General features: G+C 43.1%; 13 protein-coding genes. 3 read left to right on the top strand and 10 right to left on the bottom strand.

The genetic code is table 11. The features are described from left to right. Positions 1 to 62: 62 nt before the first annotated feature. From rpsS to rplC, 5 genes are all read right to left on the bottom strand, one after another. On the bottom strand, positions 63 to 341 hold the full coding sequence (gene rpsS / locus AB0756_RS13380; RefSeq protein ID WP_038080283.1) for a 30S ribosomal protein S19: 279 nt from the start codon (positions 339 to 341) through the stop codon (positions 63 to 65). 103 nt (positions 342 to 444) lie between these two features. Further along, entirely contained in the window at positions 445 to 1,308 is an 864-nt protein-coding gene (gene rplB, locus AB0756_RS13375; RefSeq protein ID WP_038080280.1) for a 50S ribosomal protein L2, read from the bottom strand. Positions 1,309 to 1,312: 4 nt separating this feature from the next. Beyond that, on the bottom strand, positions 1,313 to 1,639 hold the full coding sequence (locus AB0756_RS13370) for a 50S ribosomal protein L23 (protein WP_202048600.1): 327 nt from the start codon (positions 1,637 to 1,639) through the stop codon (positions 1,313 to 1,315). Beyond that, complete coding sequence (gene rplD / locus AB0756_RS13365; protein ID WP_038080277.1) at positions 1,632 to 2,264, bottom strand: 50S ribosomal protein L4; 633 nt, start codon at positions 2,262 to 2,264, stop codon at positions 1,632 to 1,634. Before rplD ends, AB0756_RS13370 begins: the two co-directional genes overlap by 8 nt. Positions 2,265 to 2,363: 99 nt before the next feature. Then, positions 2,364 to 3,005 (bottom strand): 50S ribosomal protein L3, encoded by a 642-nt coding sequence (gene rplC, locus AB0756_RS13360; RefSeq protein ID WP_038080275.1) that lies wholly within the window; start codon positions 3,003 to 3,005, stop codon positions 2,364 to 2,366. An 843-nt stretch (positions 3,006 to 3,848) separates the two neighbouring features. On the opposite strand from rplC, the gene ndhN reads away from it, so the two are divergent. From ndhN to AB0756_RS13345, 3 genes are all read left to right on the top strand, one after another. Further along, positions 3,849 to 4,325, top strand: coding sequence for an NAD(P)H-quinone oxidoreductase subunit N (gene ndhN, locus AB0756_RS13355; RefSeq protein WP_038080263.1), 477 nt, complete (start codon positions 3,849 to 3,851; stop codon positions 4,323 to 4,325). Between the two features lie 100 nt (positions 4,326 to 4,425). Continuing rightward, positions 4,426 to 5,010 carry an endonuclease dU gene (locus AB0756_RS13350; protein ID WP_038080261.1) on the top strand — a complete coding sequence of 195 codons (585 nt, stop codon included), beginning with the start codon at positions 4,426 to 4,428 and terminating at the stop codon, positions 5,008 to 5,010. A gap of 326 nt (positions 5,011 to 5,336) precedes the next feature. Beyond that, positions 5,337 to 5,891 (top strand): DUF3172 domain-containing protein, encoded by a 555-nt coding sequence (locus AB0756_RS13345; RefSeq protein ID WP_038080259.1) that lies wholly within the window; start codon positions 5,337 to 5,339, stop codon positions 5,889 to 5,891. A gap of 165 nt (positions 5,892 to 6,056) precedes the next feature. Here AB0756_RS13345 and AB0756_RS13340 read toward each other — a convergent pair whose 3' ends face one another. The 5 genes from AB0756_RS13340 to AB0756_RS13320 form a co-directional block, all read right to left on the bottom strand. Then, on the bottom strand, positions 6,057 to 6,992 hold the full coding sequence (locus AB0756_RS13340) for an AMIN domain-containing protein (RefSeq protein ID WP_082051789.1): 936 nt from the start codon (positions 6,990 to 6,992) through the stop codon (positions 6,057 to 6,059). Between the two features lie 66 nt (positions 6,993 to 7,058). Continuing rightward, on the bottom strand, positions 7,059 to 7,589 hold the full coding sequence (locus tag AB0756_RS13335) for a hypothetical protein (RefSeq protein WP_038080256.1): 531 nt from the start codon (positions 7,587 to 7,589) through the stop codon (positions 7,059 to 7,061). Positions 7,590 to 7,634: 45 nt separating this feature from the next. Then, entirely contained in the window at positions 7,635 to 9,815 is a 2,181-nt protein-coding gene (locus AB0756_RS13330; RefSeq protein WP_038080250.1) for a cation:proton antiporter, read from the bottom strand. 278 nt (positions 9,816 to 10,093) lie between these two features. After that, positions 10,094 to 11,386 carry a cation:proton antiporter domain-containing protein gene (locus tag AB0756_RS13325; RefSeq protein WP_038080247.1) on the bottom strand — a complete coding sequence of 431 codons (1,293 nt, stop codon included), beginning with the start codon at positions 11,384 to 11,386 and terminating at the stop codon, positions 10,094 to 10,096. Positions 11,387 to 11,722: 336 nt separating this feature from the next. Then, entirely contained in the window at positions 11,723 to 11,956 is a 234-nt protein-coding gene (locus AB0756_RS13320; RefSeq protein ID WP_038080243.1) for a helix-turn-helix domain-containing protein, read from the bottom strand.

The following is an 11,956-nucleotide window of genomic DNA, read 5'->3' as shown; positions in this document are numbered from 1 at the left end:
GGGCGCGGGAGACCCGCCTACAGCACTGGACTCACCATTAACCATTAGCCATTAGCCATTAGCTATCTACCTGATTTCTTATCACTCTTAGAGTGACCTCTAAAAGTGCGCGTGGGTGCAAATTCGCCCAATTTGTGTCCCACCATTTGGTCGCTGATAAAGATGGGAACGTGCTGGCGTCCGTTGTGAACGGCAATGGTATGACCGACCATGAGGGGTAAGATTGTTGAAGCCCGCGACCAAGTTTTAATAACTTCTTTTTTGTTGGCTTCGTTAAGTCTTTCAATTTTTTCTAGAAGGTGATCCGCAACAAAGGGACCTTTTTTTAGAGAACGACCCATAGTTCAACACTTGCTAATTGCTAATTGCTAGTTGCTAAAAAGCTAATTGCTAAAAAGCTAATTGCCATTGACTATTAGCCATTAGCCATTAGCCATTAGCTCTTTATGATTCACGTCCGCCACGTCCGCGCTTGGATGACTTACGACGGCGACGTACAATCAACTTACTGCTGGCTTTCTTTGGTTTGCGAGTCTTGAGACCCAAAGCAGGTTTACCCCAAGGAGTGACAGGACCCGATCTACCAATAGGCGCTCTACCTTCACCACCACCGTGGGGGTGATCGACTGGGTTCATCACGCTACCTCTGACTTGAGGACGGCGACCTTTCCAGCGAACTCTACCAGCTTTACCCGCACTGAGGTTTCTGGCGTCGAGGTTACCAACTTGTCCGATAGTGGCATAGCATTCCTTGCGTACCATGCGGACTTCAGTGGAAGGTAACTTGAGTGTGACGTAATTCCCTTCTTTTGCAACGACTTGAGCTGTAGCACCTGCAGCGCGAACAATTTGACCGCCTTTCCCTGGCTTTAACTCTACGTTGTGGACGCTAGTACCCAACGGAATGTTAGATAGGGGTAAAGCATTACCATCTTCAATAGGCGCAGTCGATCCGGCAATAATTGTTCTACCTACACCAACTCCATTGGGCTGTAGAATATAACGCTTTTCGCCATCTTCATATTGCAATAGTGCAATCCGCGCATTGCGGTTGGGGTCGTATTCAATAGCAATCACTTTAGCTGGAATATCACGCTTATCCCGCTTAAAATCAATAATGCGGTAAAGACGTTTGTGTCCGCCACCTCGATGACGGGTGGTGATACGTCCTTGATTGTTCCGACCTTTTGCACGATGGATCGATCTAGTTAAAGATTTTTCTGGTTCGCTTTTTGTAATTTCTGAAAAATCAGAAATTGTAACTTGGCGAGTGCTGGGGGTATAAGGGCGAAAAGAACGAGTACCCATCTTCTTAAACCTCTGGGAATAAAACTTGTCTGATCTTCTCTACATCCCCAGCTGCGACAGTAACAATGGCTCGCTTGTATTGGGGTTTGAAACCTATAAATTTACCAACACGCTTTTTCTTCCGTGGTGGTAATGCGGTATTGACTGCTTCAACTTTGACGTCAAATAAGTTTTCAATAGCCGCTTTAATTTCTGGTTTGGTTGCTTTTGGAGTCACTTCAAAAGTGTATTTATTTTGCTCCATTAAGATAGTCGCCTTTTCAGTCAAAATTGGGCGACGTATAAGATCTGGAAGCTTACGGATGTCAAACTCCTGAGGTATTTTACCCACCGTAGACCTCCTGAATCTTTCCTAAAGCTTGCGCTGTCACAACAATTTTGTCAGCATGAAGCAAATCGTAAACGTTGAGTTGATCTGCACTAATGAGTTTGAGATTTTCTACGTTACGGGCTGACAAGTATACGTTTTCTACTTGTTCCGATAAGACTAACAGAGTCTTGCTTTCTGGAGCAGCACCCCAACGGGCGATCGCACTTACCAACTCTTTTGTTTTGGGACGTTGGATTTGATCGCTAAATTCTTCTACCACAATCAAATCATCGATCCGGCTAGCAAATGCTGTTCTCAGTGCCAATTGCCGTTCTTTGCGGTTCATTTTGATTTCAAAATCTCTGGGTTTCGGTCCAAAGATGACACCACCACCGCGCCATAATGGCGAACGGATAGATCCAGCACGAGCCCGACCGGTTCCTTTTTGCCGCCAAGGTTTGCGACCGCCTCCTCGAACTTCCGAACGAGTTTTTGTACTAGCTGTTCCTTGGCGAGCATTAGTCATTTGTCTCACCAAAGCTCTATGCACGATGTGAGACGCCGTTTTTTCCTTGGCTACTTTCAAATCGAACGTTGTTTGTCCGACTTGGTCTCCTTGCCAATTTTTGACTGCACACTCAAACATTTTTTGTCCTTATATCCTTTGTCTTTTGTCCTTCGTCCTTTGTTCTTCGTCCGCGCATCGTGACTTATAACTCATGACTGATGACTAACGACCAATGACTTATGATTTTTTACCAACTATGGTTGCCGGAAGAATATTTACAATAGCTCCGGGCTTACCAGGAACAGCTCCCTTGATCAGCAATAAGTTACGCTCTGAGTCTACTCGTACTACAGTAAGCTTGCGAATTGTGACTCGATCGCCACCCAACCGTCCTGCCATCCGTTTTCCAGGATAGACACGACCGGGAGTCGTACCAGCACCAATCGAACCAGGTTGTCTGTGGTTTTTAGAACCGTGAGACATTGGTCCTCGACCAAAGTTGTTGCGTTTTTGGTTGCCAGCAAAACCGCGACCTATACTTGTACCAACTACATCTACTATTTGACCTGCACTAAAAATATCTGCTTTAAGTTCTTGACCTAAAGAATACTCACTCGAGTTATCTATGCGATACTCATGCAAATGACGCAACGCTGGGGCAGATGACTTGGCAAGGTGTCCCAACTGCGGTTTATTCAGTGCTTTTGGCTTTACTTCGCCATAACCCACTTGGATGGCGGAGTAACCGTCGGTCTGCTTTGTTTTGACTTGGGTAACGGTGCATGGTCCCGCTTTGATAACAGTGACAGGAATAGCTACTCCATCACCATCAAATATTTGGGTCATGCCCAGTTTGGTGCCGAGAATACCTACAGACACAGTTACTGGCTCTCCTTTCTTAACTTTTTTCCGTTAACATCGGATTTTAGACATCTGTACATAAGCCCAAGTCAGCATTGATAGCTTTTCTTGGGCTGACCTCTGAAGTCGAATCTGCTAGGTGTCACAGTTACAACTTCCTTGGGTCTCCACAACTGTCCCTACTGTTGGGTGAATCCGATTCTGTTTGTTTTCACCACACAGCCAGAATTGTCTTCCTTAGCGGAAGAACTCATTTCTGGATTGAATGCAAGGCACGAGAGCTTTGCGTTTCGTGCAGCAACGCTTTGTATTGAAGCAGTTGATTCGGCACTCTTTCATTGCAGCAGTAGGACTTAGATAGCAGTCTACCCAGTATCCACAAACTGAGACTCATGCAATGCCACAAACAAACACTACCGCTCAGTTTTTTTCACTGCTCACCTCAAACACTTGTTCAAGGTTGTTGCGGTCTTTTCCCACGCTAAGAACTTAGCTTACTATGTACCTGGGATACTTTTGGTTTTTCAACCAATAATCCACTAACATAGTTTACCTAGTTTACCAGCTGTTTGACCAATCTTTACCAGTTTATCCTATTTGGAAATTTGTCACCATGTTTGATGACCAAACCATATGGAAGTGCCAGTAGAAGAGTAACCTGAGTCTACTAAATGTCACGATCCAATAATATAGCGTACAGATTTATATTTGTCTACAAATTTATGAAAAGAGGGATTGGGGAGTAGAGGGACAAGGCGGACAGGGGGACAGGATGAGAATCACCAATCCTCAATCGTCAATTGCTAATGACAAATGACAGATAATAGAGATGTCAAAGTGGGATAGGATAAAGAATAATCTATGGCATTAATTACCACTGGCAGCGGTTTAATCCGCGATTTAGAGAAGCATGGCGCTCTCGGTGTGTACGTACCTCTCGAAGGAGGTTTTGAAGGTCGGTACAGACGGCGACTGCGTGCTGCAGGCTATGTTGCCCTCAATTTGTCTGCAAAGGGATTAGGAGATGTAGCTGCCTATCTCACGAGAGTTCACGGTGTTCGACCTCCACATCTTGGGAAAAAAAGTACGGGTAGTGGTGCAGCAGTAGGTTATGTATACTACGTGCCACCCATTGTTAACTCTCACTTAGAACAACTTCCACCAAAATCTAAAGGTTTGGTGTTATGGATCATTGAAGGAAATATTCTTTCAGATCAAGAAGTTGAGTTCTTGGCAACTTTACCTAGCATAGAACCAAGAGTTAAAGTCATCATCGAAAGAGGAGGCGATCGCGCTTTTCGCTGGACGCCTTTACAAAAAACTCTGTTAGCTAGCTAGCGAAGGTTAAGGGGACACCGGGACAAGGGGAAATCATAAAACTATCTCTCCTTCCCTTCTCCCCTTACAACTTTATGGATCGGCTTATCCTCTCCTTCATATGAAACTGGAATCTCTGTTAAAACTTAACCGTACTATTCGTGCAATCGGTTTTGACGATAGTCCTTTTGTACGTGGAACAGGAGGTAAAGTCCACATAGGAGGGGTTGTTTGTGCGGGAACTCGTTTTGAGGGAATGGTGTGGGGAGAACTACAGCAAGATGGCTTAGACGCAACAGAGACTATCTGTAAACTCTTGGTTGGTAGTAAGTTTTTACCGCAGTTGCATATTGTATTACTTGATGGAATTGGATTTGGTGGATTTAACCTGGTTAACCTTCCAGAATTAGCTCAGAGATTGCAACTTCCTTGTGTTGCTGTTATGCGCCGCGTACCCGATCTCACTGCTGTTGAAGACGCCATGAGCCGCTTGCCAAATTTTCAGCAACGGCAAGAACTACTGAGACTTGCAGGTACTATCTACGAATATCCACCGTTTTTCTTTCAAGTTTGCGGTGAGGAACCAGAGGTCATTGCTACAGCACTGCATCGCTTAACCGATTGTGGCAAAGTTCCAGAAGCGTTGCGATTAGCACACCTGATTGCATCAGCCATTATTAAAGGAGAAAGTAGTAGTTCCGCTTAATCGATTGCGTTTACAACATTGATACAAAAAATACGCACATATTAACAATACATATTCGTCCATCAGTGTCTATTTGCAGTTCAAAATCTTGCCAATCTTGCTTGGGAGAAAACAAACTAGACTGCGAATAAGTTACAATTTTTTATACTATTCACTAAATTCGGTAAGAAAACACATTCGTATTGCAAAAGCTTTGCTGATTGTGTCTTTACAGGGAACAATATATATCTAGACGGGCATATACCGTCACAACTTGCCATACTAAAAGAGGGAGCAAACTGGCAACCTCTCCCCACTGTCTAAAACATAAAGTTAATTAAGTTACTATGAGACGTAAATCTTCTGGTAGAACAGCGACTCCTCCGAGACCTACAACCCCCAAATCTTCTATTTTTCAATCTCCCTTATTTAATGTCACCACCATAGCAATTTTGGCAGGGGTGTTTGTTTTGGGCATTGGGATTGGTATTGCTTTTAGCTCAACAGCCACATTTACCCCAAACAACGTAGCTAGTAGGGAATTTATTGATACCAAAGCACCCAATCCCGAACTTTGCGTTCAGTATGGAGCTAGCGCTATGGTGATGGATACCCGGCTATTTGTAACTCTCAACCCCTTTAAAGTCTATGTTGGTCAGCCCAGTATGCGCCCTGGGTGCGTGCTGCGTTCCAGTAATTGGGCTATTTTAGAGCAAAGAAAGCTTGTGACAGGGGATCAGGTGAGAGAGTGTAAGAATCGCCTAAACCATTTCGCGTATGCAGGTGACTTAAACAGTGATAAACCTGATATTAGCTGTACCTACGAGAATGATGATGCGAAAAACTTTTTCCTCAATCAACCAGGCGCTACAGCACCTACTCTAGAAACAGAAAGATTTTAATTGGCTAATAGCTATTAGCTAACGGCTAATGGAATAAAAATGCTTGTAGGGTGGGCAATGCGAATCATTTAACTTTAATGCATTTGATTCCATACCAGGAAATTTTTCCCCCCACCCACTCAATCGACAATTAGCGATTAGCAATTAGCAATTAGCCATTAACCATTAATTCCGACTTTTGGGAAACGGTTGACCAAAATCAATGACTTCAGGAGCATCAGCACCGTAAGAATTATTAGGTATGCTGGGAACTGGAAAATTTGGTGTTCTTGAAGGTGGAGTGTTTTTGTAATTATTAGGTTGATTGGGAAAAAACCCTGGCAAAAGCTCGGAATTTGGTGCTAGATAAGGATTGTTAGGTGCTAAAGGTGGAACTTGGACAAACGGTGTTTGGGGAGAGTAGTTGGTTGTTGCTGGTAAGTTTGTATATCCCGCACTCGAAGATGATGGCGCACCGTAGAAATTGGGTGGAAAATCGTTGGTTGGTTGTGGAGAATAATTACCCTGTTGTGAATAACCAGATGGTCGTGGAGGGTAAATACCGGACGGTAAGTAACCAGATGGTTGTGGAGGATAAATACCGGGCGGTAGGTCTTCTGAGAATGGTGGGTTAATAGCTGTTGGTGGAAAATTGTCAGATGAAGGAGCTAAGTAAGTATTATTACTAGAAATTGCAGGGCGTAAAACCCAACGATTGGCTTCTCGAGAAATAGGTTGTAATTGCACTCTTGCTGGATCTAGCTGAGTTCCTGGAGCTAAATCTAGGACAATACGAGTTACATCTGCATTTAATTGGGAAATACGGATGCTCTGGATTGCGCCAGAATAATTTCGTCGAGTGGAAACATTACCGAGTTTGGTATCTGGCAAATCAACAACGATGCGAGGCGGTTGGGCAAGGTAGAATTGATGTGGCTGAGACGGAGCTGAGAGAGCTATTTCCAGTTGTAATGCTTCTGGATTAAAACGCCAATCCTCCAACCGCACGATTTGCTGAGCATAACTACTACCAGTATGAGGAGCGATCGCAACATAAGAGCCAAGCAAACCAATTGCAAATAGATGCTTGCAATCGTGGAAGAATCGTCTGTGCTTACCCATACGCTCAATGCTCCTCATGTTCACTTAGTCGTAGTAAATCAATCTAAATATGGCATCAATTTGTACTTAATGGGTATTTAAATGGTCAGATTTTTCACTGATTTTTTCAGGTACCGCTGTTAAGTTAATACCCTCTGAAGTGCCATCTATATTAAGGGTTCCTGCTAAATCCTGTTTGGGAGTCAGTTGAGCTTGAATTTTGACTAAACTTACTGAAGGGCTTTGTGCTGTGACAGCGCTAGCAGTATGGCAAAGAATAGCCCTAGGAACTTTTCCTGATAGGCTTAGTTGTTGGCGATCCAATTTGCCTGTTAGAGAAGAGGTGATTTTATTAGCCGCAGACATTTTAGTGTTAAAGTTTGCTGATTCCATAGAACCATTCAAGTAAATACCTGACTGTTGAATATTTAATACTATGGGCTCTGACTGTTTGCAGACTTGTAAATTATCGTTAAGTACTAAACGGTAGCGACTGTTTAATGTTGGAGGAGCCTTAAGATTGCTTTCGCCATAGGCTGTCACAACTTTAAACAAAAGCACTACGGAACTTATTGCCGTGCCATAGAAGACTAAGGATTTTAAGTTGAAATGGTGCATGGAGGATTTTGGATTGAGGAATAACGAGAATGACCTGACGATCGCTCACAAATTAGCAGTCATTTCTGTTACTAGTATGGGAGCGAGGTGAGAGGTGACTTGATTGTAACGACGGGTGATAAGTAGCGATGAGCGACACTCAATGGCTAATTGATCTGTATATCTTCCTAAAGTTTGACGTTCGATTCCCCAAGCACGGCTTGTTCCTGCAATGGTGAGGTCAACACTTTCTGATGCAGCTACCACAGCTTGAATTGGCTCTACAGCTTCAATCACTTTGATGTCAATGCGATCGCGCACGCTATGAGGCAGTTGTTCCATCATTTGACATAGTTCATTGCTTAGTTCGTTTTTGATTTGCTGGTTGTCTAAAACTTGTAAAATCTGTAAGTGTCGCGTATCGCTATTAACTAACAACCTTAATGCAAGTACTAGTGCTAAATCATCATGAATATTTGCTGAGTAAGGTACTAACAAACGTTCGAGGCGTTCTTCTCCACGATCGACAAATACAGCTACATCAACGGGTGCAGTTAAAAGAATTTGACCGACTCGTCCACCCAAACGATTCTTACTAAAAGCTGGGCGATGCCATCCTACTAAAATGAGATTGGCTTGTTCGAGTAAAGCAATTTGCGCTGTTTCTCTAGCTACATTATTTGATACGCGGACAATGGGATGTACGCAAGAACGTGAAGTTGAAGGTTCTAAACGTTCAACCAATTCTTCTATTTGATGACGACGCTGTGCAATTAACTTTTCTGCTTCTACAGGAGTGCTTTCAAAAGCATAGTCTTCTTGCAGTTGAATCAAACTCAGGGGATGAACAACAGCAGATTGCTGGGAATTCATTGCGATAGCCACAGCTAATTGTACCAAACCCCTTTGGGTGCTTGGATTTGCAACGGGTACCAAAATTCGGTAAGAGATCGGGTGAATGTCTTCAATTGCGGTGTCGCGATCGCTTGTTGCTTCCTCTGGTTCTGGCTCGAGCAGGTCTAACATTATTAATTTCTTAGGATATGTCATCTCAAGCAGTGGCGATGTCATGAACGTTGTCACCAATGCCATAATGACGAGCATGGTAAACAGTAGAGGAGAAATAACCCCGAGACTAAGACCAATGTTAAGTACTATCAGTTCGGTTAAGCCCCGAGTGTTCATTAACCAACCGAGTGCAGAAGCTTCCCGATTTTCGATCCCACAAACACGAGCAGCTACGTAAGTCCCAATGTATTTACCTGCGATCGCAACTCCGAGCACTGTCAAACTCAGCAACCATAATTCTGGACTGTTAAGCAACCCAATTTCTGTTCGCAAACCGCTGTAAGCAAAAAACACTGGTAGCAAGAAAATTAAAACAAAATCTTCTGTTTTGATTGCTAATTCTTTGACAAGCTCGGCATTTTTGGGCATGATGGCTCCTAACAAAAATGCTCCAAATATCAAGTGAATACCAATGAGTTCTGTAATAAGAGCAGACGCAACGACTCCCATGTAGATTAAAGCAAGAACCAATTGACTGAGACGCCCGGTGCGGCGGTAGTAAACGGCGAAACGGTCTAGGAAAGACCGCCCCAAGGTTACCATGAAGCCAATGTAGACGAGTGAATATAGAATTGTGGGGATAGCTTTGCTAAAGCTACCAGTATTTGCTACCGCGATTGCAACTGCCAACACGCACCAAGCGGTAACATCATCAACGGCTGCACAAGTTAGTGCCAAAGTTCCCAAACGCGTTCCCTGTAGATTATTCTCAGTGATGATTCGGGCGAGTACGGGGAATGCAGTAATTGACATGGCTGCGCCCAAAAATAGGGCAAAAGCAGTAAACGAAACACTACCATTAGAAACTAAAGGATAGAGAAGTACTGCAAGCACCGTTCCTAGAGAAAACGGGACTAAGATACTGACATGAGATGTCAAGATTGCAACTTCTAAATTACCACTTAAGTATTTGGGATTCAGTTCTAATCCAATCAGAAACATGAAAAAGATTAGCCCCACCTGAGACAGTACGTTTAGAAAAGGAACTGTTTCTGGCGGAAATAAGGTAGCTGCTAACCCAGGAGCAATCCAACCGAAAAAAGATGGACCGAGAAGAATCCCGGCAACAATTTCACCGATAACAAGAGGTTGGTTAATCATCCGAAAGGCAAGCCCCACCAGTCTAGACAGCCCAATAACAATCAGTACCTCAAAGAGAACGAGAACAACTGTATGCATGGTTTCCTCCCTGACTAGCGACAACCTGATGTCCCTAAGATAATTCTTTATATCACTGCAAGATGTCAACTTTATTCAGCAATCTTGCAGTTAGTTGCCATAGTCTTGAATATTAATTCTTCTTGAGACACAGTTACCACCGTTAAAACTAGGGGGTTCTAAATTTTATTTTTTTAGAGAAATATACTGATAGATCGTAATGGGCAAAAAGAAAGCCGATACGTAAAAGATAACGGCTTTCTCAAGCTCAGTATTTGTTTGCAGTTCTAACAGAATTGCTATATGATTTGGGAGCGTTCGTAACTTGTTCCGTGCAACAAAAAGTTAACTAATGGTGATGTCATAAGTGTAGTAACAATTGCCATAATCACCATAATTGTGAATAAAGTTGGAGTAATTATACCTTGCTCTAACCCAATGTTAAGGATAATTAATTCCATCAAACCTCTTGCATTCATTAAAGCACCAATTGTGGCTGATTCGCGCCAATTTTCTCCTGATAATTTTGCAGCAAGCATACAAGCAATGCCTTTACCAAAAATTGCAATTGTCACAATCAATGCTGTTATTGCCCAAAGAATTGGTGTGTTAACCAATCCGATTTGAGTGTTAAGCCCAGAAAATACAAAAAATATGGGCAATAACAGAGAGGTGGTCAAAAATTCCGTGCGATCGCGAAGCTGTTCTGCAAACTCACCTCTTGGCATTGCTGTTCCGATAATAAATGCTCCAAAAACTGCATAAATACCTACTGCATCGGTGGCCCAAGAACACAACATCAAGAGTGTAAACACTAAAGTTAGAGTTTGAACGGTTAATTCGCCATCTCGTTTGACCATCCTATCAAAGATTGCAAGCGCGGGTCTTGCCACAAAAGTTATCAAGAGTACGTAAGCAATACCACCACCAATGGCAAACGCTGCAATACTTGTATTGGTATGAATACTTGCCAATACAATAGCTAACAAACACCATGCTGTGGCATCATCAATGGAACCAGCAGCGAGTGCCAAAGTTCCAAAATGAGTTTTCGCAATACCGCGTTCGTACAGCATTCGAGCTAGCATGGGAAATGCTGTGATTGACATCGAAGCACCTAAGTATAATGCTGCAGCCCAAGGACTGACACCTTGTTTAAATAAATCACCCCTATTAACTAGGAAGAAAGCTGCTATACTTCCCAAACAAAATGGCACAAGTATCCCTGCTATAGAAACAAAAGTAGCGCCCTTAAGCCTTTGCTTAATAATTCCAGTATTAAATTCCAAACCAATTAAAAACATATAAACAACCAACCCAATCTGACTGATAGCAAAGAGAATTGACATGGATGGGTTGGGGATCTTTTCTCCAGTGGCAAGTATTATGGGAACTTTGGGAAACAGCCATTGCTGTACGCTGGGTGCGATCGCACCAAAAAGCGACGGTCCCAACATCACACCTGCGATCATCTCGCAGACAACATCTGTTTGCCCAAGGTAGCGCCGCCCAATAATCGTAACAATGCGACAAGCGGCTAAAATTACAGTTAACTGCAGTAATAGCCTTAAAACTAACTCAAAATTTGACATCGTGTTCCCTGCTTGGAGAGTTCGTGTTATTTATCTACAAGTGAGCTTTGAACGACTCCAGAGATTCACAAACACGCTACTCCAGTTGTTTAAATTGATATAAATTTAGTTTTAAACTTAACGACAGCGTAATGTACAGTAGCTGAGGCTCATTTTTAACATATAACTGTGTTTGTCCCGTAAACAAGCTTTACCAACAACAAGAAATACTGAGTTCACGGTAATTAAAGGCGGAAGCCCACGAGTATGTGGGTGACTGAGGAACCCACATACATCCTTTAGGCGTGGGAGGAAGCCCTCCCTTGTTCGCGAGTTCCCTAGGTCGGGCTAACCCTCCTATGGCGCATTCGCGCCACGCACACGGTTCAGGACTGGACTCACCGCAGGCACTTTTAAGTGCCGTCCCCATCTTTCAACTAATTCGCTGACACTAATCCCTTCAGATTCAGATACTTGTTTTAAAGTGTCCCAAGTAGAAGGAGTTAACCAAATTGCTTTTCTAACCTTTGCTTCATCATAAAACAAAGGCTCGTTCCTCATTGCTTTTTTCTGAGGCCTTGGTGTTGACAT

Source organism: Tolypothrix campylonemoides VB511288_2, from assembly GCF_045999855.1.
In the GTDB taxonomy this organism is placed as follows: Bacteria; Cyanobacteriota; Cyanobacteriia; order Cyanobacteriales; family Nostocaceae; genus Scytonema; species Scytonema bouteillei_A.
Note: the sequence above shows the minus strand (reverse complement) of the source record. Positions and strands in the feature narration are given on the sequence as shown.